This is a genomic window from Cyclobacterium salsum, assembly GCF_010119245.1.
Classification (GTDB): Bacteria; Bacteroidota; Bacteroidia; order Cytophagales; family Cyclobacteriaceae; genus Cyclobacterium; species Cyclobacterium salsum.
The window spans coordinates 1-24,745 of the sequence record NZ_WNKG01000019.1 but is presented as its reverse complement, the minus strand read 5'-3'; the positions used below and the strand labels follow the sequence as shown (position 1 = coordinate 24,745).

The 24,745-nt window shown below is 41.7% G+C and carries 27 protein-coding genes; 4 read left to right on the top strand and 23 right to left on the bottom strand.

Annotated features, from left to right (window positions below; translation table 11 throughout):
- Positions 1-5 precede the first annotated feature (5 nt).
- The 20 genes from GJS45_RS22800 to GJS45_RS22705 all read right to left on the bottom strand — a co-directional run bounded on the left by GJS45_RS22800 (position 6) and on the right by GJS45_RS22705 (position 16,203).
- Entirely contained in the window at positions 6-1,988 is a 1,983-nt protein-coding gene (locus GJS45_RS22800; RefSeq protein ID WP_162344205.1) for a type IV secretion system DNA-binding domain-containing protein, read from the bottom strand.
- A complete protein-coding gene (locus GJS45_RS22795) occupies positions 1,989-2,453 on the bottom strand; it encodes a hypothetical protein (RefSeq protein WP_162344204.1) in 465 nt (154 codons plus the stop codon).
- Entirely contained in the window at positions 2,450-3,286 is an 837-nt protein-coding gene (gene traN / locus GJS45_RS22790; RefSeq protein ID WP_162344203.1) for a conjugative transposon protein TraN, read from the bottom strand. Before traN ends, GJS45_RS22795 begins: the two co-directional genes overlap by 4 nt.
- Position 3,287: 1 nt before the next feature.
- Positions 3,288-4,481, bottom strand: coding sequence for a conjugative transposon protein TraM (locus GJS45_RS22785; protein WP_162344202.1), 1,194 nt, complete (start codon positions 4,479-4,481; stop codon positions 3,288-3,290).
- Positions 4,471-4,914: a hypothetical protein gene (locus tag GJS45_RS22780; protein WP_162344201.1), complete on the bottom strand. Its 444-nt coding sequence runs from the start codon at positions 4,912-4,914 to the stop codon at positions 4,471-4,473. The genes GJS45_RS22785 and GJS45_RS22780 overlap by 11 nt, the downstream gene beginning before the upstream one ends.
- Positions 4,892-5,503, bottom strand: a complete 612-nt coding sequence (gene traK, locus GJS45_RS22775) for a conjugative transposon protein TraK (RefSeq protein ID WP_162344200.1) — start codon at positions 5,501-5,503, stop codon at positions 4,892-4,894. The genes GJS45_RS22780 and traK overlap by 23 nt, the downstream gene beginning before the upstream one ends.
- A 12-nt stretch (positions 5,504-5,515) precedes the next feature.
- Positions 5,516-6,688, bottom strand: coding sequence for a plasmid transfer protein (locus GJS45_RS22770; RefSeq protein ID WP_162344199.1), 1,173 nt, complete (start codon positions 6,686-6,688; stop codon positions 5,516-5,518).
- 88 nt (positions 6,689-6,776) lie between these two features.
- A complete protein-coding gene (locus tag GJS45_RS22765) occupies positions 6,777-7,571 on the bottom strand; it encodes a hypothetical protein (RefSeq protein ID WP_162344198.1) in 795 nt (264 codons plus the stop codon).
- Positions 7,568-8,227, bottom strand: coding sequence for a hypothetical protein (locus GJS45_RS22760; RefSeq protein ID WP_162344197.1), 660 nt, complete (start codon positions 8,225-8,227; stop codon positions 7,568-7,570). Before GJS45_RS22760 ends, GJS45_RS22765 begins: the two co-directional genes overlap by 4 nt.
- On the bottom strand, positions 8,224-8,871 hold the full coding sequence (locus GJS45_RS22755) for a hypothetical protein (RefSeq protein ID WP_162344196.1): 648 nt from the start codon (positions 8,869-8,871) through the stop codon (positions 8,224-8,226). Before GJS45_RS22755 ends, GJS45_RS22760 begins: the two co-directional genes overlap by 4 nt.
- Before the next feature lie 3 nt (positions 8,872-8,874).
- Positions 8,875-9,534, bottom strand: a complete 660-nt coding sequence (locus GJS45_RS22750) for a hypothetical protein (RefSeq protein ID WP_162344195.1) — start codon at positions 9,532-9,534, stop codon at positions 8,875-8,877.
- 10 nt (positions 9,535-9,544) lie between these two features.
- Positions 9,545-12,043, bottom strand: a complete 2,499-nt coding sequence (locus GJS45_RS22745; RefSeq protein ID WP_162344194.1) for a TraG family conjugative transposon ATPase — start codon at positions 12,041-12,043, stop codon at positions 9,545-9,547.
- On the bottom strand, positions 12,015-12,281 hold the full coding sequence (locus GJS45_RS22740; RefSeq protein ID WP_235954926.1) for a DUF4133 domain-containing protein: 267 nt from the start codon (positions 12,279-12,281) through the stop codon (positions 12,015-12,017). The genes GJS45_RS22745 and GJS45_RS22740 overlap by 29 nt, the downstream gene beginning before the upstream one ends.
- Before the next feature lie 44 nt (positions 12,282-12,325).
- Positions 12,326-12,631: a DUF4134 domain-containing protein gene (locus GJS45_RS22735; protein ID WP_162344192.1), complete on the bottom strand. Its 306-nt coding sequence runs from the start codon at positions 12,629-12,631 to the stop codon at positions 12,326-12,328.
- Positions 12,632-12,684: 53 nt separating this feature from the next.
- Positions 12,685-13,005 (bottom strand): DUF4134 family protein, encoded by a 321-nt coding sequence (locus tag GJS45_RS22730; RefSeq protein WP_162344191.1) that lies wholly within the window; start codon positions 13,003-13,005, stop codon positions 12,685-12,687.
- A gap of 1 nt (position 13,006) precedes the next feature.
- Complete coding sequence (locus GJS45_RS22725; protein WP_162344190.1) at positions 13,007-13,357, bottom strand: hypothetical protein; 351 nt, start codon at positions 13,355-13,357, stop codon at positions 13,007-13,009.
- Between the two features lies 1 nt (position 13,358).
- Entirely contained in the window at positions 13,359-13,619 is a 261-nt protein-coding gene (locus GJS45_RS22720; protein WP_235954925.1) for a hypothetical protein, read from the bottom strand.
- 59 nt (positions 13,620-13,678) lie between these two features.
- Positions 13,679-14,314 carry a ParA family protein gene (locus tag GJS45_RS22715; RefSeq protein WP_162344188.1) on the bottom strand — a complete coding sequence of 212 codons (636 nt, stop codon included), beginning with the start codon at positions 14,312-14,314 and terminating at the stop codon, positions 13,679-13,681.
- A 12-nt stretch (positions 14,315-14,326) separates the two neighbouring features.
- Positions 14,327-15,829 carry a relaxase/mobilization nuclease domain-containing protein gene (locus GJS45_RS22710; protein ID WP_162344187.1) on the bottom strand — a complete coding sequence of 501 codons (1,503 nt, stop codon included), beginning with the start codon at positions 15,827-15,829 and terminating at the stop codon, positions 14,327-14,329.
- Positions 15,829-16,203, bottom strand: a complete 375-nt coding sequence (locus tag GJS45_RS22705) for a plasmid mobilization protein (RefSeq protein WP_162344186.1) — start codon at positions 16,201-16,203, stop codon at positions 15,829-15,831. Before GJS45_RS22705 ends, GJS45_RS22710 begins: the two co-directional genes overlap by 1 nt.
- Positions 16,204-16,539: 336 nt before the next feature.
- On the opposite strand from GJS45_RS22705, the gene GJS45_RS22700 reads away from it, so the two are divergent.
- Together GJS45_RS22700 and GJS45_RS22695 are read left to right on the top strand one after the other, a co-directional pair.
- Positions 16,540-17,673 (top strand): ParA family protein, encoded by a 1,134-nt coding sequence (locus GJS45_RS22700; RefSeq protein WP_162344185.1) that lies wholly within the window; start codon positions 16,540-16,542, stop codon positions 17,671-17,673.
- Positions 17,670-18,347, top strand: coding sequence for a RelA/SpoT domain-containing protein (locus GJS45_RS22695; RefSeq protein WP_162344184.1), 678 nt, complete (start codon positions 17,670-17,672; stop codon positions 18,345-18,347). The genes GJS45_RS22700 and GJS45_RS22695 overlap by 4 nt, the downstream gene beginning before the upstream one ends.
- Positions 18,348-18,926: 579 nt before the next feature.
- Here the strand turns inward: GJS45_RS22695 and GJS45_RS22690 are convergent.
- The 3 genes from GJS45_RS22690 to GJS45_RS22680 are packed head-to-tail and all read right to left on the bottom strand — an operon-like array spanning position 18,927 to position 21,956.
- The gene (locus GJS45_RS22690) at positions 18,927-19,256 is read right to left on the bottom strand and encodes a hypothetical protein (protein ID WP_162344183.1); all 330 of its coding nucleotides are present in this window, start codon (positions 19,254-19,256) and stop codon (positions 18,927-18,929) included.
- 4 nt (positions 19,257-19,260) lie between these two features.
- Complete coding sequence (locus tag GJS45_RS22685; protein WP_162344182.1) at positions 19,261-19,902, bottom strand: hypothetical protein; 642 nt, start codon at positions 19,900-19,902, stop codon at positions 19,261-19,263.
- Between the two features lie 5 nt (positions 19,903-19,907).
- Positions 19,908-21,956, bottom strand: coding sequence for a hypothetical protein (locus GJS45_RS22680; RefSeq protein WP_162344181.1), 2,049 nt, complete (start codon positions 21,954-21,956; stop codon positions 19,908-19,910).
- A 928-nt stretch (positions 21,957-22,884) separates the two neighbouring features.
- Here GJS45_RS22680 and GJS45_RS22675 point away from each other — a divergent pair.
- Both GJS45_RS22675 and GJS45_RS24150 read left to right on the top strand, forming a co-directional pair.
- Positions 22,885-23,664: a response regulator transcription factor gene (locus tag GJS45_RS22675; protein WP_162344180.1), complete on the top strand. Its 780-nt coding sequence runs from the start codon at positions 22,885-22,887 to the stop codon at positions 23,662-23,664.
- A 218-nt stretch (positions 23,665-23,882) separates the two neighbouring features.
- A complete protein-coding gene (locus GJS45_RS24150) occupies positions 23,883-24,641 on the top strand; it encodes a LuxR C-terminal-related transcriptional regulator (RefSeq protein WP_394366609.1) in 759 nt (252 codons plus the stop codon).
- Positions 24,642-24,745 lie beyond the last annotated feature (104 nt).

The window sequence follows — 24,745 nt, the reverse complement described above, 5'->3', positions numbered from 1 at the left end:
TTTTCTTAAGCAGATGCGGTATAGTAATCGATGATGTTCTCTACCTCTTCCCTGATCCGCATAAAATTCCGGGTGAGTACCTCTTCCTTTTTGCCTTTGAATTCATAGCATTTGGGAATCGGCCTGTAATTTTTTTCCTCGTTTTTTATTTCCCTGGGATCAAGGTTTACCCTGCAGTGAATATTGGCGGTTTTGTATACCCCATTGAACTTATCGGCATCAACTGCCAACAGCCCTACCAGTTCCCCGGTTTGCATACCGGCTATTTTTCCGGCAGGAATAAGGGGATCGTATTTTTCATTCAGTGAAACGGAGGTTTTGATGCGGTCAATGGAAACACTTTCACCCAACTGTTTCTTCTTGCCGAACATCCTTTCCAGCCATTCCAGGGTTTCCTTGTTCCGGACTGAACCGCTCAGCACGTTGCCGATCACGGCAGTCATGGTGGTAGCGGTATCCTTGCCCTGCAATTGCTTCAGCTGGGGCAATTCCTGCAAACCCAACAATACGGCCACCCGGTTGCTTCTGGCAGTGGAAATCAGGTTTTCCACCCTGTGGATATAAAGCGTAGGTGCCTCATCGGCCACAATGGCAACGGGTAAATTGCCCTTAGTGTTGATCAACCGGGTAAGGCGGTTTACAATCACCGAATAACAGGTGGAGTTGATGTTTTGGGTAGCCGGGCTGTTGGCAAGCACCAATATGGCCGGGAAATTGGGGTCTGAAATTCTAAGGTCAAAATCATCGCCTGAAAAGATCCAGGCCGTTTCCTTGGTATTCAATCGGGAGATAAAGATTTTTAAGGTGCCCACCTGGCCTTCCAACTGCTCAAAGGCTCTTTTTTCCAGGGCACTGCGAAAAGGGCTAAGCAGGGATTCCAATTCCGGAAAAGAGGACAGGCAGGTAAATATTTCCTCATAAGTCCTGTTTAAAAAAGCGAGAAGGTGGGCAAAGGTGGAGTGCTTTCCATCTTGATGCCTGGAAACAAAGTAAATGGCTGATGCCAAGAAATTGACAGCGGATTGGGTGAAGAATTTATCCGAACCCCCCGTTGATTCTGTTTTTTGCAGGGATTCCACAATGGCTTCTGCCGTTTCGGAAGCATCAGCCAGCGTTTGGATGTATTCCCGTTTCAGGGGATTGATCCGTCTGGAATATTCCACCTGGTCCATGTTGACCACCATAAAACGGTAATTTGGAATTTTACCCCTCTGCCTGGCCAGTAAAAAATGGTAGTAAGCAATTTGGCCAAGGTCGGGAAACTTAAAATCGTAAAGGCACATGGTATATCCTTTGGCAATCATTTGCCGGATAAAAGGATTCACCACACTATAGGACTTTCCACTTCCCGGAGTGCCTATCAGCAAGGTGCCCCGAAAAGGATTGACAATGTTGATCCAGCCCTTATGAATGCGTTTTTTATAATAAAACTGCATGGGAATATTGACCGAATAGGGAGTATCCATTTTCTCTTTTTCCTGCATAAAAGATTCCCCTTCAATGTTCCATTCATCTTTCCCCAGCCCACTCTTGATCAATTTAGAAACATTGTCTAAAGCGGTATGGATCAACACCGCTCCAACAAGAGAAGCTATGCCAAAGGCCAGGTCAGGCCAGCTGGTATATGGAAGGATGATGTAGCTGGCCTCTATGGAATAGAAAAATAACGCACCGAAAAAAAAGCCAAACCCCAAAATCAATGGAAATACAATTTGCTTCTTGGGGTTCAGGTTTAACTCCTTTTTTGACAAGGTGCCAATTGCCGCCAAACAGATGGCCAATAAAATAGCTAATTTGCTGTATAGCAGGTTTTGGTAGATTGGTAAATTCATCAATTTGTCCACCAGGGGCACGAGTTGCCTGGCTATGCCCTTTCCGATGAGCAATTTAGGGCTGTAGATAAAAAGAAATATTTCCAGGAATACCATGGCATACACCAGAAACTGGATCAATCCATGGAGCTTTTCCAATTGTCTTTTCTGTTCCATTTAATTCAGGGGTATCTTAATGCCAGCATCCAGGACCACACGCCACCTCTCGGCTCTTGGTGCCCAAAGTAATAATTGGTTCCTGTTGCCCAAGGTCAGTTTCATTCGCTGGTAAATAGTTAGGGAGAACTCCCAACCCAGGATCGGGGCTAAAAGGAAACGGGTAAAATCCGTTCCAAAACCGGTACCCCATCTGAATCTTAGACTACTGGTATTCTTCCTGTACATGACGGGCTTTATCATAAAGCCCCCCAGGATCGTTTGGTATCCATTTTCCCTGACCTCCATCCATTCACCCATTACCTCGTACCTTTGATAGTTCCGGGAAGCAAATTCAAAACCTAAGGCCCCCATATTTAAAAGTGGAATACCCATTCCAGTACCTAACTGCATATACCTGATGCTGTGTTGGGCATTTGCCGAACCGATATGAATAAGAATTGCTATGACCAGCAACCATTTCATAGGGTATCTGCTTTCAGAAGGTCGATGTAGTCAATGGCCAGCAAAAGGGTTCTTCCAGACAGTTGACTTTCTGTCAATTCTATGGAAAGTACCTTGTTATTGGGAAAGGAAAATTTCTTCAGAACATATATATTCCTGTATTTGCGTTTGAAGGATTCCTTTTCGAAAAGGGTAAAAAGGGGCTCCATTTCTATGGCCTGTATATTGGTGGCCTTGGCAATCTTCTTGTCTTCCACCTTGAACCTTACCTGGTCTATATCAAATTTCAGGTTGGTTTCATTGGTAAAGGTGATATCGAGGAAAATGTAATCATCCAGGGTATATATATTGTTGACAGTGCCGGTTATGCCATATTGGGAATTGTAAATACCCTTTAGGTTTGCATTCCTTTTGTAGGCACTCAATGAAAATTCCCTCAGTTCATTCTGGGTAAGCGGCGTGGTGCCAATATCCAGGGGATGCATGTCTGCAGGACCGATTTCGAGCAGGGTGGGCAGCTTCCTATTGTTGGAAGGATAATACAGGTCGTATTGTGCAATGAATTTTTGGCCAACAATGGTCACTACTCCCAAATCCTGCTGTGAGGTATTTCCATCAACTTCACTGTTTTCCTGCAATTTAATCCGGAATACATTCTCCAAAGGCAAGTCACCCACCAGATTCTTGCTGGAAATGTCCACATATTGTATGGGTTCGGGCGAAGTAAAATGAAGGGTAATGTCTTCCCGGATATATAGCTTTTGCTTTTTGGGAAGGAAATTTTGAGTTTCCTGCGCCATGGTATTTAAGGCGATTAGGGAATAAAGGCAGGCGAATAAAGTTATTATTTTCATATCAATTAGGGGTTTGGTTTGCATAATTGTCCGATTGCATTTCCTCCGAATCGATCAGGTAAATGACAGTTCCATATTTGAGGTTGGCTTTGTTTTGCCGGATCCTTTTGGACATTGCCTGGGAACTTGAGGTAAAAACCCTTTGCAAGGCAGACATGTACATTTGGTTCATCGAAGAGGGGTCCTGCTGCATCTGCAGGTTCATACCTCCGGTAACATTGCCACCCATGTCTTTGGAAAACTCCCGAAATGAGCTGGCAGGAACATACAGTCCCTCCATGCCATCCTGATCATAAATATTCAAGGCAATCGGAAGGATTTTATCTTCAACCATCACGCTGCTGATGGTCAGTTTGACCCTTTGTGGCTCGTATCCACTAATCCAGGCGTAGAGGTAGGTTCCTTTGGATAAAACTGATGTTCCTACCTGGATATCATCCAACAACCGGATCCTGATCCTTTCTCCCATAGTGCCCTTGCGGATTTCCTGGTCTACAATGGCCTGGATAAAGGAAGACTGGGAAGCTTTCATAACGGTGTTAAAGTGTTTATCAGGCTGTCCTGTTTTTGACACTTTCAGCCTTGGTGTTTTTGGAACTTCTTTTTCTTTATTTTCCACTTGCGGCGCTTGATAAGCGGGATCATTGGCTTTGGAGATGGAATCAACCAGGGCCATTTGGGCACGAAATAGGTCCATGGGATCTTCGTACCTTATTTCTTCCCTGGGATTTTTATTGCTTTCCATTTGGTTAAGTGCCTGAAGTATGGCTTGGTCTTCGCCATTTTGAACAGATGGCACATTATTGGAATTAACAGATAGACCTGTTTTAACCCTCGGCTGATTCATTGTATTTCTTAGGGCCAGGTCAATGGAATCCAGCATTCTTTTTTCAGCCTCGTTGTATTGGGAAAGGATTTCATCTTCCTGTTCCACCTCGATCCTCAGATTTTTGATGGCGGAATAGCCATCAGCCCTTTTGTACCTGGACCGAAAGGCATCCAGTTTACCATCGATACCCCGGTTCCGGATCTGATCCGACACCTCTCCTACACTTTCCTGCAGGTCTTGATTTCCTTGTTCATTTACTTTTTCATCTTCTTTGGTAAATGACTGCATGCCAAAATTCAGCAATAGCATGAAGGGCAGCAGGATTAGTGGAAGAATGTATTTCGGTTGCTTGAATTTAATCTTCATGGTCTGTTGATTTTGATTGGTGATACCTTTCAAGTTCAGGTATGGCATTTTCCAAAAAAATACTGTCCTGAAAATCGATTTGGTCCTTTGAAATGATTCTTTCCACTTCATTTTTCAGCTGTCCGATCCTTTTTGCTTCATCGTGAATTTTAAATAAAGCAGAGACCTCATCGGCCATCCCGGATCCCAGGCCTTTTACTTCTTCGAAGAGTTGAGGAGTTTCTTTTTGCTGGTTGATCCCCATTCTTGGAGAAATGATAAAAGCGAGCGAAGCTGAAAGCAAGAGTATGCCGACCATTGCCCCAAAGGAATGTCTGGGATACTTGTCCAGCATTTTGCCCAGATTATTTTTACCGTTTTCATATAGGGTACCGAACTCCTTTTTGATTTCAGTGAATAGTAACTTTCCCTCAGAAGGTGTTTTTCGAAACATGGCTCAGGTCTTTGTTTTCCAGTGTTTTCCAATTGGTGATCAATACCCCATGGCTGTTGTTTTCAGACCTTGGAATATCCATTAAATACCCTTCAGTAATCAGGGACCTGGTGATCGTGGCACTTCTTCTTTCGATCTTCTGCTTGCCGTAATAGGTAAACTTATTTTCAGGCTCCAGGGCAATGGAATCTGTTTGCAGGGTCAATACCGAGCTGGAACTGAGAATGGAATTGAAATAGCCCTTCTCTTTCAGGTTATTGTATTGCAAAACCCCTGATTCGTCTGCCAGGTACATGGCTTTTTTCATCTGGTACTCAATGTGCCTGTCATCCGGGGTTAGGGAGAAAAAGAGGCTGTGAAACAGGTCCACTGCTGCCCTGTACTCGGCCGGCCGGTTCATCTGCATGTTCGTCTGCTTGGCCAGGATGGGAATGTCATTATCCAGAATATAAATGGACTGCCTCGCATTGGCCACCTGCCGATAGGCAAAGAAGGAAACCGAAAGGCAGATAATGATGGCCGCAATAAAGCTCCCTATGGATAAAAGGGTGGCCAGTTTAATTTTTGATTCGATGTTTTTTATAATCATGGCTTTAAAATTTTATTTTCCCATTATTGCGCCAGCTGACATACGGGAACCGCTTCTACTCAGCGTGGAGCCCGTCCTTCCCGCCGTGGCTGCTGCTGCCGTGATACCTGAGGTACTGATGATCCAGGTGGAGATAGAGGGTACCGTAGTGATGGCGATGGCCCCAACCAGGAAACTAATAATGACAAGGCCAAAGGAAAGGATACCGTTCCCCGCCAGCCAGGCCAGTTTGGAAAGGACTTCATCTCCTCCGGCTGTGTCCAATAGGGCTTCGTATTTCTGTATTTCCTGCAGAAAAGCATATTCCTGCATCAATCCGCAGACATACAATACCAAATAAGCAATGCCCACATACAGGTTGACGGCCACAAAACGGGCAATCCAGGTGGTAAAGGCATCCCTAAAGGCAGGCAGCACACTAACCGCCAATGAAAAGGGACCCAAAATCACCAGTATGGTGGAATAAATGATCTGTATAAAAAAGACAAAATAGACACATATCCTCAGGATCCAGATGGCCAGCAATTCCAGTAACTGGGTGACCAAAAGCTGCATATTGGTCTGCATCCTGATTTTCATCTGAACCAGTGGACCATAAACATTGTCGGTAAAAAAACCTTTAATGCCGTCTACCATTACGGTGCCCAGTCCTTTATCCGCTTCCTGGGCCTGTTGGGAGGCCAATTCAGTGGTCGCCTGGTATTCTACCATTTTGTCTGCCACCTCAATGATGTAGACTGCCCGATCCAATCTCAAGGCATTGATCCGGTCATTTTGGGTAGAAAACATGGCTTGTGTTTTTGCAGAAATAAGGTCTGTGGGAAAGGCAATGATCCGGCAGAAAATGCCCCACCACATGGTCAGCATCAGCAATCCAAAGGGTCGCAGCAGCGGCATGATTTCCATTTTCTTATCGCCTACCATCATTTCATAGGATTTAATGGAGAAGAATATCAAGATGAAAATGCAGGCCAGGGCCTGTGCATCACGGATAAAGGGTCCAAAATGGCTATAGGCATAATCCCGCATCCCTTCAAAAAACCGCATGATTCCCTGGTCGTATACTCCGTTTCCCTGGAGAAAGGAGATGGCCTCCTTGTACTCTTCCGGTGGGACAGGCACCTGCCCTTGGGCCAGTGGCAGGATAAGTAATATTAAAACGAGGGTAACCAGTATCCTTTTCATGTGTTTATAATTTTTTCTTAATGGTCACATGGAATCTTCGCATGCTTTATAATCATCCCTCCGTGGGTCGTTTGCGTCATGCTCGATTTCATCGCATTATAATTCGTCTTTGTAAAACTCCTGTAAGGATTTCATCCTGTTGATTGGCTAGTTCCGGTAATTGACCACTTTGTTTTCTCTCAAAGGCTTCACGGTAGGCCAGCATTTTCTGTGAAAGGGCCAGCTTGTATTCCCAGTTGCTTTGGAGTTTTCTCATGTCCAAAAGGATACGGTGGTACATAAGTATCCTTTGGCCTCTTTCCATGTCCTGCGCTTTGGCAAACCCATACCTTTCTGCCAAGCTCTTCATATTTTCCAGGTACCAGGCATAGGCACCATTTTTCAGCATATAGTCTTTTACCCTGGCAGGACTGGTTTGGAAAGCATGGGCTTCGATATTTTCCAGTGGCGCAAGCTCTTTTTTGTAATAGAGTAAATACAATGGATCTGATCCTGATAAGGCACCGGATATGCGGACCATTTCCCTGGTTGCCAGATTTCTGACAGTATCGGCCTGTTGCTTATAATAGTCCGAGGAAATTTTCATGGCTGCTGCCAATCCCAGCCTTTGGGTTTGTTCTCCTGCCGGGGAAAGTGGCCTCCTGTCCAGTTTGGGATAGTTGGGGTGCAAGGCCCAGGTCAAAAACCAGTTGGAATTGGTGGGGATGCCCAGGAACCGGTTGGGTCCGGGCAGGAAACGGTCTTCATCCCATTGTTTGAAAACCATTCTTTCTTGTTGGGCTACCACCGCCCGGTCCTGAATGGGCGTTTGTGCTTGGCCGCCAGCCATAAACAGCAGACCAAAAGCCGGAAATATCATCCAAAATTTTCTTTTAATTGTCATCTCAGTAATTGTTTATGGGCGAGGATTTGGTTGACCAGGTTCGTGTTTTGATTGAGGTAAGCCTGATAGGGATTCAGCCTTTTCAATACCCCGTTGATATTGGCCCAATACATGGCATTCCGGACCGCCAGCAGGTAACTTGCGATTAATTCCATTTCCATCTGGATTTTCCCTAAAAGCTCATCCCTCACATTGGGGTTGATCAGGAGATTTTCCCCTTCGGCCAAAACAAAGCTGGACACCTCCGTTACCAGGGTGAAGCTCCTTTCTTTGGCCTGGTGGATATAGGTTTCGGCAAAAAGGAGCAAAACGGGATTTTGGGAAGCCATGGTAATGGTTTCATCACTCAAGGCATATATCCTTTGCAGGGTCCTGCCGATCTGTTTTACCTGGATGGCATTTTTTAACCCTTCATTGACCTGGTTAAGGGACCGGAGGATCATGGTCTCTACCATGGCCAGGCTGGATACATTCAGGCCAATGTCATCCGTGTTTTTTCGGATACCGTTAAGGCTTTCCTGATAGCCTATCTCAGAAATATTCCTCATGGCCGCATTTTCATTGATGATCAGAAAATGCTCCCGGTCAAAAACCACCGTTTGAGCTTCCAGCTCAAAGGAAAAAACCAAAAGGAATATCGTCAGTAGCGGTTTCAATTTTTTATCAGTTGAATGTTTGCCAATATTTCATCCACTGTTCCGGCTGCTTCCATTAGGTATTGCGGATAGGGGCTTCCCCCTGTTTTTCGTCTGATGTGGGATTCAAGGGTTTGGGAGGTGGCCCTGGAAAGCCTGTTGATGGTCTGAAGCTCCTGCAGTACATGCTGCAACAACATTCTCCTTTCGGAAACCTTCATCTGGTTGAGGTCACCGATGGAAGCCATTAATCCGATCAGGTAATTCATCAGGGAATAGGATTGCTGTACAAACAGCTTTTCCGTTTCCAGTGCCAGGGGAATCACCATAGGATCATTTTGACAATAAAAAACAACCTGTTCCTGATGGTCTATGATGGACCTGACCAAAGGTTTTGCAGTAACAGCAAGGCCTACTGCCTCAATCAGCAGGTTAAGTTTGGCAAAGCGCTCCTGCACGGTACGGTATTTCTCCTTGACCTGCCCCATCAAATTTCTGTTTACCTCCTCATTGATGGCATTTTTGGCCTGGTTGGTTTTCGCCTCGAATTGCCTTTCATGCTCATTTTTCGAATCTTCCACCAATTGATGCAACAGGGCAACGTTGAGCTGTCCTAATACCGGGGAAGAGAATAGCAGGCAAAGGATGAAAAGGAGCTTTTGCATGGCTTATCGGTTTAGGGTTTCTCTTTTTCTGAGGATACCGTCCATAATGGCCAGGTCCATTTCAATATATCCCTGGAAAGGGTTCAGCGATTTGAAAAGTCCCTTCATGCTGGCCAACTGCATGGACCGGTACATCCCATAGGTATAGGACCTCAGGATCAGCAATTCATTCAGAATGGTATTAATGATTTTTGCCCTTTCCCCCGCATCCATCAGATTATCCTTGCCTCCCTTCAGCGCAAATTGTTGCACCTCCAATGCCAGGGAGGTGGCCCGCTGCTGGAACAGGGTCGCGTTCTGCTCGGCGAAAACAAGAAATACCGGATTTTCCCTGGCCAGTTCCATGATATCCCGGACATCCCCGGAAATACCGGTTGCAATTCGTGCGATCTCCTTTACATTGGCTAGGTTGTTAAGGATGGCACTGACCTCGGTCAGTCCCGCATAAAGCTTTTCCTGCATGGTATTCACCACCGTAAGGTTTCCGGTCACTGCCAGTTGACCCCTTTCTATCAAGGTCAGCCGTTCATTGGTGTTGTTCAATTGTGTATTGATCACCGCTGCATGGGTGGCCTGGGCTCCCGAAACGGCAGGGTCCACATACACCTGGGCCTGCGCCCAACCGCTGGTGAGTATCAAAATATGAAATATCAGGGTTTTCATAATTAAACTTTTAAGTGGTTAATTCTTTCTTTTCTCCATAGGGAATTCCCAGTTGATTGATCAAGGAGAAGAAACGGTTCAGTTCCGCTCCTGAATCTTTGAAATCTGCCACAAAGTGGTCCAGACCCTCTTCGTAATTGCCATAGTGATCAATGTAGATTTCCACTGCTGCCTTTTCCGGCTTTTCGGTGGTGTAGGTCAGGTATTGGTGAAGGGATACTTCTACGCCATACACTTCTCCGCTTGCTCCTCTACGGATATAGACCTCCTTGAACCTGCCCCGACCTTCTGTATTGTCAAACTGGTTGATGGTGAAGATCTTTTTTCTCTCATGCTCATTGATGGAAAGCAGGGAGGCGATTTCATCATAGTGGTCTTTGAATTTTGCCTGGTCCAGCAAAATGATGGAATCCGAGTTGTTCACGATGCTGTCTTTTACCACCGTATTGCCAATGATGTCACCCAGTTCCTGGGTCACCACTATGGCTTCTCCCCAGAATTTCCGGACCGTCTTGTACAGGTAAAGGATATAGTTGGCCATCAATGGTGAGGCGATGGCCTTCCAGGCTTCCTCAATGATGAGGGCTTTTCGCTGTTTGCTTCTAAACCGCATCTTTTGGATAAATACGTCCATGATGATCAGGGTGACAATAGGGAAAAGTACCTTGTGCTCCTTGATGGAATCTATTTCAAAAACAATAAAGGATTCCCCAAACAGGGACTGGTCCACCTCTTCATTCAGCAGGCTGCCATACTCCCCTCCCATATAAAATTTCTTCAGGACAAACCTGAATTCATCAATGTTGAAATGAATGTTTTCCTTCTGGATCATCTCCGGAATAAATACCAGGGCAAATTCATAAAAGCTGTCAAAACAAAGGCGGGACCTTTCTGAAGACGCTTTAAAATAGGATTGATAGTAGGCAGAAATGGTATCGGAAATCACATCGGACTCCACCTGAGAGATTTTGCCTTCCGCTGATTTCCACAGGACACTGATCAAAGTGAGAAGGGCATCCTTTTTTTCGATGTTGTATTCTTCCCTGCTTATGGCAAAGGGATTGGTGGTAATGGGGTTTTGCTCGGAATAGGTAATGTATTTTCCCCCATAATAAGCACAAAGCCCATAATAGGAATGTCCCGTATCCACGATGACCACATCCATCAACCACCTGGGGGCTTCGCTTTTGTTATACATGCAGTATTGTTCGATCAGGGCGTTCATAAAAAACGACTTGCCGGATCCCGAAGGCCCCAGTACAAATTTGTTCCGGTTGTTGATCCGGTTGGTATGCATGGGAAGGTCTGCGGGATCAATTTTGACCGGTATGCCCTGCCTGTCCGTCAGCCTGATCTGAAAATTGCTGACCTCGTCCCGGCTCATGGATTCCTTAAAAAAGAAGCACAAAGCCGCATCGGAAGTGGTCAGGAAATAATCATAGGGTTTCAATTCGGCCGTATTGCAGGGCAATGCCGTTCTGAACAATTCCAGTTGGTTGTAGGCATTCTTGGAGGGGATAATTCCCTGCTGAAATAGAGAAGATTCTATGAAATTGGCGGTTCCCTGAATCAGTTCTTTCTCTCCCGACACCAGGATATTGAAATGGGAATTGACTAGTAACTGATTGTTTCTGGTGATGTCCTCCAACAGTTGGTCAATGTCTTCTACACACATATTGTTGGCGGAATCGGGTATGCCGGAATGTCTTTTCCGTTTCAGTTCCAGCTTCCTCTGGGTCATGGCCTGGGGCACGATTTCAATCACCTGATTATAGATAATGGTTTTGAAATGGGGGACTGAAAACAAAAAGCCCATATTGTCAATGGGAAAGCCCTTTAGGGTATCCTTGTCGGTCCTGACCTGATGGGTACCCACCGTTTGGGGAAGATCAATGGTATCCGTATTGATCAGACTGATGGAGCGAACAGCCGTTTTGCCCATCTCTACCTGCTCATCTCCTGCAAGCAGGTTGTTGAGACAGAGCTGGCTTTCGTGAAAATTCATGGACAGAATCCGCCTGATGTAACGATTGATCTGATTTTTTTTCAAGGAATTTACAGGCAGGTGACTTCGAATAAATAGATCAGCTACCTTGTCAATGGATTGGGTAAAATCATGGAGTTGTTTCTGGCTATAGGTGTAAAAACCTGATTTTGCCCTTCTGGTAATGACCAGAAAAGTTTGGTGGAAAGTAAAGACCCTGCCCCGGAAATGTTCATCGTACTTTCGTTGCAAATATTCCCCGGACGGTTCCGGGTTGAACTGCTTCCTGCTCAGGATATCCTGTTTCTGGATCAGGTAACCTTCTCCCAGTATTTTAATGGCATTGACATAGAGCTGGTGGAAATTGTCATAGTTCCCCGGATCAGCTGCATACTGCAGGACAGGGTTTTTGATTTCCAACACTACCCCAAAGTCACCTTTTTCATTGAAAAGGATATCATACCCTTTGCAGTGATCTACTCCAAGGTAAGGCAATTTAAAGGGTGTTTTTCTCCGCTTTGGCATGGTGATAATGCTTTAGATCTGTTGGGGGCAGGAATACCCCCAGGTTTCTTGTTTTGTTATGCAGGCCTTTTTTCTGTTGTTGACTGGTAAAATAAAGGCCTCCTGTAATCGTACTTATGGTAAGGATTCCTCCAAAAACCATATCGGTAAGGCTTCCAATCAAACCGCCCAGGACCAGGCCCATCACCAGGGAGGTGATGCCCCAACCAATGTATTTGCCCTGAAAACCTTTGTACATCAGGGGTTTTTGAAGCCCTTTGTAAATAAAAAACTGCTTGCCCATCAGACTCCGAAAAAGGCCTTGATGACCACGCTGACCAGGACCATAAACAGGCAGGAACCTCCCCAGCCCATCAGTTCTTTGTTGATGTCCTGATCGCCGCTGTTCCATTTGATGTATACCCTTACCCCACCTATGATTCCGACTACCGCACCGATAACCAGACACAGGGAAGCCACCGGATCCACATAGCCGATTAGCGAAGATTCTGCTGCCGTGATGCCCTGCACTCCCTGTGCTTTTGCCTGGGCCAGGGTAAAGACCGCCAGCCCCACGCTTGCAATTGATTTTTTGCTATTTTTAAACATGATTGAAGGATTTAAATGATTTATTTTTATTGGTTGATTTTAAATATTCGTTTTTAGGATATGGGTACCTGGAAAAGAGCGCTGAGAAAGATTCCCAACACGGAAAGGAAAATACAGGCCCCGAACCAGCCGGCTACTTCCATGTCAATGTTTCTTCTGCCCATTTGCCAATTGTTATAGATCCTCAATCCTCCCAGCAATCCGAAAAGAGCTCCCAAAACCAGAATCGCAGAGGAAAGGGCTTTGAAATCTTGGGCCATCAGGCTTTTCCCTTCATTGATCTCCGGAATTCCGGGAAGTGTTTGTGGCATGCACACCCTAATTCCTACCAGGAAAAACAGGGTGACTGCCAGGATAAGATAGGAGGTCTTCATATTAGTAAACCAGGTGTTTTTTGACTTCTATCGTTTCATTTTGAGCCAGCCGAAACAGTTCTGCCATACTATTGACCCCACCGGTGGAAACATTGGTATTTTCCCGGTAAAGTCGCCATTGGTCGCTGTCTTCTGGTTTGGACTTCCCCACCCCATAAGCGGAATGGTTGTCACCCTGATCGTCCTCCTCCCCGATAATCCTTGTCGGGGCTTCCTCTGGTAGTTCCAGGAGTTCATCTCCTCCGATCAGCAATTCATCGTTTTGAGGTTTTAGCAGATCCAGGACCACCAATACCCCGTAGTACAGCAGGTAGCCGGATGCCAGGTATTTGATAAATTCAGTCCATCCCATGTCATAGTTTTTTAAATGATTCGCGGATCTCCTCTATCAATTCCGGATGATCCTGAAAAAAACGCGTCAGCAGGAAATTGATAAACCGGGTCACGTCTACGGAAAATACCGGATACAACACCTTTAGAATCTCCTCGTGCCGCTCGTCGATTTTTATCAGTCTCTTTTTGCTCCCTTCAATTCTCAAGTCTCTGACATTTTCCAATTGATGGAATATTTCCTTGTCATGGTTGAGTGAGCTCCCTTTGGTTAGCTTTCTCATCTTTCCGTTGGCGGGTTTTGGAGAAGACCTTTCCGGACGGAAATTGCTCATTAGATTTTTTATGTATTCGTCTTGTGCCATGCCGGGTCGATGTATTCGTTGTAAATGGACTCAAAAACCGGCTCGATCACCTCAATAATGTTTGCCGGTATGTCATAGGTGGTGATGCGTTGGAAATCTATCCGCTCGGTAATGCTGTTGGTGACCACGCCAAAATTTTTCAGGGCCTCCTGGACGGATTTCATGGTTTCGTATTTGACACTGCTCCGCACCCGGTTGGGAATAAAAATGATTTTAGCCTTTGGATTGATCTTCAGGATCACAAAAGAAAATTCGATGGTAGAAGAAACGGAGTACTCGTCGTAGCTGAAGGGACAGAGGATCAAGTCTGATTTCCGAAACACCGGAACCAATTCGTCGTCATCCATTTTACCCGCCAGGTCAATGATGCTTACCTGGTTAGAAGCCTTTTTTTGAATGGATGTAAACTGGGAAAGTTCGGCAGCCTCTACCGGATACAGCGGTTCGTTGTCAATCACCTCCGCAGCCTGGGCTTTGTTGTAAAGGGATCGCTGAAAGTCCATGTCATAGACTTTTACCGGTTTGTTTTTGGCCAGGGAGAGGTAATTGGAAAACAGGACTGACAAGGTGCTTTTTCCGACCCCTCCTTTTTGATTTGCGAATAGGATAATCATATGCATTGGTTTTTATCTGATGCTTCTTTTTTTGTTGTCTTTCTCTTTGTTCCTTCTCCTGCCATGCAAGGCCTCATCGTCCACATCTTGATGGATATCCAGGCTGATGTTGGAGATCGGGTTTGCTGTCTCCCGGCCAGATTCGACCTGATCATTTGCCTGGGATTCTGAAGCAGGGATTTCTTTCTCCGGATTTACCGGCACCAGTGCTCTGGATGCTGCGCCGGTTCTGGTCAATGAGCTTTGTTCTATTTCATTCCGCTCCGGCACATTCCAGAGGCGAGCAAAGCGATTGTATTCCCCGCTCCTAAGAATGGCTTCCAGGCTAATAAAAAACCGCTCCCGGGTATCCAGCAGGTACAGGCGCTTTTCGTTTACCAGGAGATGCAATCCGTATTCTTCCAGACCCTTCTGAACCTGGTGATGGTCTTCCAAAACTGAAAGTAATTTTAGCCGGTAAGCGGATTCTCTGGGCAGGCGTTTGAACCGGAATACGGTATCCCTGGTCCCGGTAATATCTTCATAAGCAGTCTTATCTGCCTGGAAAGCGAAATTGATGACCTTAACAGCATCCCTTGTTTCTTTCTTTGTCAGGTTTTTGAGGGGATAAACTTCACTTCCTTTCAAGATGATTTTTCTATTATGGTCAATGATGGTATAGCCATAGGGGGCTTTCCCATCCTTACCGTGAAAAATCAGTTCCACTCCGAATTTTTCTTTGAGAAAGTCCGCCATTTCGGATCGGTATCCGGTTGGCTTTCCCAGGCGGTTGCCCTTTAGTGGTTGGAATACAGGGATGGGAACGCTATTGTATACCTTTCTGTATTTGTCGAATAAGGCATGGAGCTGCTTTATTCTTGCTTTGTCCGGGGAATAGGAATTGGTTTTGGATTGTAATTCATTGAGCGAAATTTCACCCTGCTGTAATCCGAATTTGTATAGGGTCAGTTTGCCCTCTTTTTCATTTAGGCTGTAACCCTGAGTTTCCAGGTATAATTTGGCCTGGCTTATGGTGTAAAAGGAAAAGGATTTTAGCTGTTCCAGGACCTTGTGGCATTCATTTTCCGGATTCCGGTTCCCAATTTCCAACATGTATTTTTGCGCCCTAATCCTTTCCATGCTGTCGTTGATTTTTTTGCCATCGTTCCCGATTCTGGAGGAGACCATATGCACATGGTTGTTTTTCGTATCCCCGTGAAAGACAATCAAGTAGGGATTGCTGCCATAACCCATTTTATGCAGCCATTTTTCGGCCATGTCAGTAAGCTCCTTTTTGTCAAATTCCCTGCCCTTGCAGGAGATCATCGCATGGAACTGCTGGTTTTTCACCCGGGTATTGCGGTTGGAGTGGACTTTCAGATAGGTCTTCATTTCATCCGGCGTTACTTTCTTGGCCGATTGCAGGTAACCGAAATTCCGGAATTTCATCAGCTCTCCCCTGGCAGACTGGGTCTTGTTGGTATTGTAGGACACCCCATTGAAGGAACTGGTCGATGATAGGATTTTGACGGTCATCAGCTGATGGATTTATAGATTTTCCGGAAAGTCCGGTTTATGTCTTCCTGGTAGTCCAGGTACCTGGCGAGAAGGCTGTTGAATTGAGAAAATACCTTGGGATCCAGGTTAGGGGAATACTGGTTGGCATGTTTCGCCAGCTGGTTGATGTTGTTGTTGACCCTACCCTGCTCAGCGGCCAGCTCATTCAGCGTTTGGAGCAGTTTATCGGTCTTGATAATGGAAGCATTTCCCTGCATTTTTCGGATCAGGTTCCTTAGCGTATCGCTTCTCGAAATACCCGCACTTTTGGAGAATTCATCCAGGAATTTTACTTCCTGCTCATTCAGCCGGAAGGTGATTTTATGTGTTCTGTTTTCCTGGGTATCCTTCATTTTTACTTGGTGGCCTGGACTTTGCCATTGCTTGTTTGACCCAAAGAGAAGGAGAAAAAAAATGGGATAAAATACGTAAAAAGCTATATTTTAGCGGTATACGTGAGTATGCGTATATAGGAACGGATTTCTACAGGTATATAAAAATAGATTTTCGGGAAATTCAAGTATTGCAGGGACACCATTCCAGCAAATCCATGGAATAGATACCTCTTTTGCTCTAAAATCCTTCAAAAACATTAAAAATTTGTTACATTAAGCAATTATTGTAAGGCGAGTAAAGTGCACTGTTCACTTTATTTGTATGTTAACTACCACTGTTAAAAATTTCTATAAATGAAAATAATTTCAGTATTCAATAATAAGGGGGGTGTTGGCAAGTCAACCCTTACCTACCATTTAGGACACTCTCTAGCGAAACTAGGGAAGAAAGTTTTGCTATTAGATATGGATCCTCAATGCAATCTTACCATATGCGCATTAATGGAAGAGGAACTTCATCATATTTGGCAAGCAGAAGATGCATTTATTGAGGACTTCGAAGCAGCAAATAGAGTAGACTCAGGAGATATATTGACTCAAACAAGAAGTATTCACTTTCTTTTAAAACCAGCAGAGGACGGTATAAACGAAGTTGAAACGTTGCCTCCTCCGAGAATAATAGGTACAAACATTGATCTTGTTCCTGGAAGATTATCATTACATAAATATGAGAATAGAATTGCCGAGAGATGGAACGGCGTTTATCAAGGTGATAATTTGGCCATCCGTACAATAACTAATATCCGAGGACTTAGTAAGCGATATGCTGATAGTTTGGGATATGACTACATCCTAATTGATACTTCACCAAGTTTAGGAATTCTGAATAAGGTGATTATGTCAACAGTCGATGGATTCTTTGTTCCAGCTCAACCCGATATGTTTAGCCTTTATGGAATCCGCAATATTGGAAATGCTCTGGAGGTTTGGCAAAGAGAGTTTAACTCAATTTATTCGTTGATATCAGAAGACAAAAGATCAAAGTTTCCCTCACGATTTGTTCAATTTTTAGGCTATACTATTTATAATTCTAAAAAGTATACAAGGAGTGGCCAAGAGGAAAATGAATATGGTTTGGCTCAAGCTCATTATCAATATGTAAGTAGAATACCAGCAACAATACTAAGTTTCGTTTCAGAAGCAAACAGGGAAGGTATAACGGACGAACTAATTTCTCAACCAATTGGTGGGGATGCAATTGTTCATACTCACAATACATTTCCTGCGATGGCGCAAGCCTTGAAGTGTCCAATGTGGGATGTTCCTACAAGATATGCTGACCTCGCCAGGCAAAATCCCGACTATATTGAATTGCTGAACCAGAATGGATTTGAATATAACCGAGGAAACAATGGAAGGCTTCAAGAGATTGGCCACCGGTACGAGCGATTCACTTTAGACCTACTAGAAAGAATAAACTTGCTATGAGTGATATAAATTCAAAGGATATCGTTTCATTTTACCTTGAAAACCAATTTAGGTTGGAGCAATTTCAGGCTTCTGTAGAAAAATTCTTTACAGCACATCCCAATCTAAATAAAAAACCTTTACCAATAATACATTCGATTAAAACACGATTGAAAGATCCAGATCATCTCCTTGATAAACTTGAAAGAAAAAAGAATGCGGGGAGGGTTATTACAAAAGACAACCTTTTTAGAGAAATTACCGACCTTATAGGAATAAGAGTATTACACTTATATCATGACCAATTCCCATTAATTCACTCTGAAATATTGAACTATATTGATCAAGGAGATTGGCTTTTTGTGGAACCACCCAAAGCATTTACATGGGATCCTGAATCCAAGAAGATGTATGATGGGCTAGGAATTGACAATGAGGTTCGAGAGACATATTACACTAGTGTACATTATTTAATCAAACCTAACAACTCTAACCCAAATCCAATATGCTGCGAAATACAAGTAAGGACTCTTTTTGAAGAAATTTGGGGAGAAATTGATCATTCCATAAACTACCCTCACCCAACCGATGATATCTCATGCAGAGAACAGCTCAGAGTCCTTTCAAAGCTTGTATCAACGGGAACTAGACTGGCTGATTCAATTTTTCGAACTCTGAACGATAGAAAAAAATAAAGGTAGATAATCGAGTCACACCCTGACCCAAACAGCTTAGAATGAAGATCTCACGAATTATCACGAGCATCGGGACCACTAAGTGTATGCGCTTTCACAATGAATCAGCATAGGCTGTTGCTGCCATCTATCTTGGCTCTTTGCTTAAATTTTCGCTTTTTTTACGCGCAGCACCATTTCGCTGAATTGTAGGCGGCACCTGAATAACATGATCGGGCAAGACCTGCAGGAATAGGAACTCATAGATTTATACCCTGTTCCGGGGTAGAGTGGCTGGAGTAAACAGATTACGGTAGCCCTCCCACCCTTTGCGACTCACTAATGCCTAGGATGTAAGCCTGTCCTGATTTCCTTCTGTAACTCCCGCACATAAGGGATACTGAATTTTGGCCAAGGTTTTCGTCCGATGGAATAATTTGATATTTTCGATACTTAATGCCCATGCTGGCCACACACAATAGCTATATGTAATTGCTAAATTTGACCTATTTCTAAAAATTCTCACGGATTTTAATTCTGGTACAAACCTGCAAAGTTAAATGCAAGCCCAATTGCTTAACTTAATAGTATTGGTCATTATTATCTAGCCATATCTAGAATGTCTTTAATAAGATCTGTTGAAAAGCTATGAGCAACTTGAGGGTTATCTGTTACGCATACTTTAGTTATTGAATCAGCTCCACTAACTTTTAGTCTTCCCCAGATTAGCCCAGAAATATCCAATACTCCTTCTCGGGCCAAATAGCCTAGATGTTCATTGCTTCCAAAGGGACCTTTGGTCCAATAAAATTTTAATTGATTGGTCCCAGAAGTATTGGCAATTTTAAAGAATACTTTTCCTTTTGCATTAAAATGTTTGTATATTTCCTTACATTCGCCAGGGCGAATAGTATAACAGAGCCAGTTCATTCTATTATTCTTTTATTCTAATGTAATAATACACTGCTACATTTTGGGGCCTTGTTTCTACAGAAAGCACACCCCCCTTAGGAATAACGGCATGAGTATGCTCCCCCTCCCCATTCTTTGTAGTAAATGTTTTATCTGCTCCTCCAGCACTTGTCCCCCCTCCAGCTAAGATGCCAGGTGAAGTAAAGAAATGTCCGGTAATTGTATGTTGATGCTGACCATCCTGACCACTAGTTGTGAAATTTACATCTTTTAATGATGTGCCAAATTTTTGATAGCTATAACCATTGACTTCATTCCTTTGTTCATTAGGAAAATTACCATTGATATTCCCAGAAGGTTCCCCCTGAGCATTGCTGTTATTGTGTCCCCTAAGAAATTGGCCTCTCATATCTGGGACGTTAGTAAACTTAAAAGTTTCATGATAATCAGATCCTTCGATACTACGTCCATCAGCCGGAGACCAATTAGAAAAACTAGCATCAAAAGCTTGTGAAGAAGCATTTCTTCCATTGTTGTTTACAAGTTCGGAGAATTGATCATAATTCAAGGTTGAAGTTATTACTGTTCCTAATGGCCAATCTTTTTGAGCCACACTGACATTGGTAATAATGAATAAGCTTATAAGAAAAGAAAAATATTTCATAATAGTTATATTAATTTAAGGTTACGAATTCTTTTAATTTCAGTATTTGTTTCTGGAACATCCACTTCTTCAAATGGAATGATGGGATCAATTTTAAATTTATCATGAATCAGTTGATGTACATACTCAGGCAAATTGTTATAAATTTCATCGCCTTTATTTGAATTGGGTACAACTAAGTTAATTTGATAGCTTTTTTCAATAAGCTTTTTAAATGCACCCAAAACCCTTTCATTATCTTCCGTATTATTAATGTAATTTGCTAAAATATAATATGATTCTTCAAATTCATATAAACTAGTATCAAATTTATTAAACAGTAATATTTGATCTTCGTAAAACAAATTTTTAATAAGAGGCCTCTTCAATTCAGAGAGAATAGGTTCTACCATTTCAACCCTTATAGGCAAATAATCATTCCAATTTGAATTTTCTTCATTTTTATCATTAAAATATAATGGAGACAAGGTCTCATAAGTAGTTGATGGATTATTATAAATATATATTGCTTTAGTATAGATTGCGTCATTAAAATATAAATAGTTTATACTAATATCTATTTGATTTTTATACCTATCCCGAAAATCATGAAATGATTTAATAATAGAACTAGCACTTACACCTCTTTCCTCTTTAAGACTTTTTATTTTGGGAGATGAAGAGTTAGTTAATCGCAATTCAACATGGCTATGAAGCATCTCCAAATAAGCTGGAACAACATTTTTATAAAGTGAAATTATGGTATTGTTTACTTCAGTAACTCGAGTAAATTTATTATTTACTTCGGGTATATAGTCAATAAATCGTTCATTTAATGTGTATAATTCCTTTATACTATAGAAATCTAAATCCTGTGATTTGTTTAGTTTTTCAAAAGATTCCAAAAGATCATTATCATTTTCTAAAGATAAATCATAGAAATTATAACTAAAATTTCTCAAATAATTTATTGCTAATGGTTTAAGAGCAAATTTATCGTTCAATTTTAAAGCATTAGCACATAGCATTGCTGCATAATATTCATTCAATTTACTATCCCCTTGGCGCCAATTAATAAATGCATTCATGGTTAAGACATCAGGATCCTTATAAGGAATACTATTCAATTCGTCTAATGCATTTTTCAGTTTCCTAATCTGTGTATTATTAAGTGACCCATTTTGCTCAAATAATTTATAAGCTAATTCAGCTTTTCCTCTATAAACTTTATGTTTATCTTTGAATTTTTTCCAATAGTTCATCTTAAAGTCTGAATCTATAAGGAAATTATTTAAAACACTAGCCTTAATAAATGCTGTTTTAAAATTTAACAAATCAAATTGATGCTGATAAGCTGTTTCAACTCCTTTCACATGGTCATTATATATCCTTCTTTCGAAAATAAAATTGATAGACCACAATGAAATGAAGATAATTGAAAACCAAATTCCTCCTCCAATCAGTTTTTTCTTAAAATTCCAATTACGCCTATGCATCAAAAAGTAAATAATTAACACAGCTGATATAAGAAGTAGAATCCAACTTGTCGTATGTACAACATTTAAATTTAGAAATGTCCCTTCACCTCTTACCTTTTCAATTAATACATTTGTTTCATATTCAATTATCTCTTGAGTATCGTTTAAGATACCTTCTACTGTTTGACTAATATCATCTGTAGTATTATTGAGTATTTCTTCTACGACCTCAAAATTTTTATTAAGTAAAAAGTCGGTAGTAAACAAAATTTCTTTAGCTCCTTCTACAGCCTGAACTCTTGCCTCACCTATAGCATCATTTAAACCTATAAATCCTTCCTTCATCAAACTCCTTGCCTTTTCATCAAATTTCTCAATATTTTTATCAATGTTATCTTTAAAAACATTTGCAATGTTTATGGCATCAGTTCTAAATCCGTCTCTAGTAGAAGAAGTTAAAGCATAAATAAATCCTCCAGGACCAGCTCCCAGTTTTTCACCCATATCATGCCAAGTATCACTCATACCTGATTTTGAAGAAAATGGCAATAAACATAATAAGAATAAAAACAAAATTGAAAATGTTTTTTTCCACATAATACAATAGATTAAAATGTATATACCAATTTAAATCAATAAACTATTAATGACAGACATAGCTTTTATAAACTTCTAATTTCATTACTTGTATTAATATATTATCCTCTACATCAGATTACATTGAGGCCATAAACAACCTCCCCTAATTTTATAAGAGTTAAAAAGACAAGTATATTACTAAATATATAAGCTAAGGTTCATAACTAAATGGTGTTCTACAGTAATTTTTGGATAAAATGATTAATCGGTTCTTCTGAAAAATTCTAGCCCTTCCACCCTAACAGACGAGCCAGTTTCAGATAATGAGTCTCCCTGACCATAAATCCACCTCAATAGCGTTTCTTACCTTCGACTTCACTGTAGACTTGATTACCACATACATGCCGAAACTGTGGGAAATACTTGTTTTCCACAACTATGATTTTCCATTTAATCGCGTTTTTTCCTGTCATCTTTTCCATTGGTATAGGATTCGTACATTTCTGTCTTCCCCACCATAACGAAGTTTTGGCCGAGTCCCATTACCTCATTCTGCTTGGAATACAAGCAGAAACTTTTTCCTTAACACGAATTTAAAGTTTAATTCAATGCTATGGACCCCGTTATTACTTGTGGATTGCAATTGCCCTTTCAAGAAGGGAAAAGACATGTATTGGTATTAATTCAATAGCTTCTTAACCGATCGAATTTAAAGTTTAATACCGCTAACATTCTGTTTATCTAAATCCCAAATAAAGGTATATGGAAAAGATAAGTAGCGCAATACTCAAAAAGCAGTATATTTCGTAAATCCACTTAAATTAAAACAAATCATAGGAATCCCAATATTTTCTTTGTATTAAACCATTTTTTGCTGGGAAAAATATTCAAAATTAGGTATCTTAAAAGTCAGAGCAAAATTAATTTACACTATTCCCCCACTAAGATGCCTCAAGAAGGAGCTTTACTTAATTCCGCAGTTAAATATTTTCGGAAAGTTTCCAGTACCGGACATTTACCCGAAGCCGTCGAGGAATTGAAGAAATTTCATCAAGACCGTAGCCATTCACTTGACCTGGGTCCTGCATTTTATGTAATTTTAGATTATAATGACTTTAGTTATAAATTTGTATCTAAAAGCTTTACAGAAATACTCGGCTATGAAACTCAGGTTTTATTAAATGGGGGATTCCCATTTTACAATAGTGTTATTGGCCAAAATGAAGTTCAGCCCCTTATTTCTTTGTGGAAAATAATCACTGATTACCTTAAAGGTTTGCCTATCTCTGTTGTGAGAAAGTCTTTATTTTCAGTCGATTTTCATTTCAAGCATAAAAATGGCAACTACCTACATATGCTACAGCAGACTGTCTTGCTCAAAACATCCCCTGAAGGACGCATTCAATACGAACTTATCAAAATAACTGATATCACTCACTGGCAGAAACAGTCTCCCATGTGTGGCATCATTTCTACTCCTGATCTTAAAGATACCCTGATATGTTTTCCTACCGAGGACATACAAATTAAAGGCCCGGTATTTTCAAAATCAGAATTGCGGATACTCGAATTAATGGCTATGGGGGATAGAAGCAAAGAAATTGCTAAAAAACTAAAGCTGTCTTCCCATACCGTTGATACGCATCGCCGGAATATGTTGCACAAAACGCACAGCAAAAACACTTCTGAACTTATTCGTTTCGCTTATCTGAGTGGAAATCTGTAAGTGCAGAGAGGATTTCTGCTAGCCTAATCTGGTTTTTGCCAAGCATTATTGTTTAGCTTACGTCATGCTTAATTAAGCTAAGTTTCGGAAGACCTTTTAGGAGTAATGAATTGCTCAAAAGAAAAAATGCACCTATGAAACGGGTCTAAACATCCCATTTTGTTTAAAATATAAATTATGGCTATTTTAGTACTATCCATCTTATTTAGTTTTTAGCTATGGGGCACATGACCGACAAATCAACCGAAATTGCAACAACCGAGGTTCCCTTAGAATATGCTCACATGGTGGAACCCTATCTTATAAAAAGACTTGACTTTGGACCTTCCTTCTATTTTATTTACCATTTCAGTAAATCAAAATATGTTTATGTTGAAAGTCGAATAGAGCCTATTCTGCAATTCACCCCAGGAGAAATGATGAGCAGCCAAAAGAATTTCTTTCTCTCTAGAATGCATCCCGATGACCTTCATCAACATCAGCAGGCAATGAAGGAATGGCAGAAATACTTTTTCAGACTTCCGATTTCCGAACGAAATTATTACTCCACCAGTTTTGACTTCAGATTTAGAAAAAAAAATGGGCAGTACCAACGGATGCTTCAACAATTAATTTTCATAGAACATGATTCAGACGGAAATCTTTTGTACAGCCTGGAAAAGTGCACCCTTATCTCTCACTGGGAAAAAACCAAAGATTTGGTGCTTTGCGTTTGCGGACCAAATACAAATAAAATTTTGATTTCCAATAACACCAGCCGATTAAATGGGAAAAACAGGACAATATTTACTCCTTCTGAAATCCAAATTCTAAAATTACTATCAAATGGTCTAAATAGCCTTCAAGTGGCCAACCAACTTAATATTTCCATACACACCGTGAATACACATCGTCGCAATATGCTTCGAAAGACGGGCATAAAAAGCACTATTTTATTGGTTAAATTCGCGAGAAACAACGATCTTCTAGTGTACTAAATGATAGCCCATTAAAGTTGTATGATGGCGAACCGGTAAACAAGGAAGAAGGGCTTCTTTCTGAATCCCTAAAAAACTGATATCCAATGAATTAAATAGAAGTA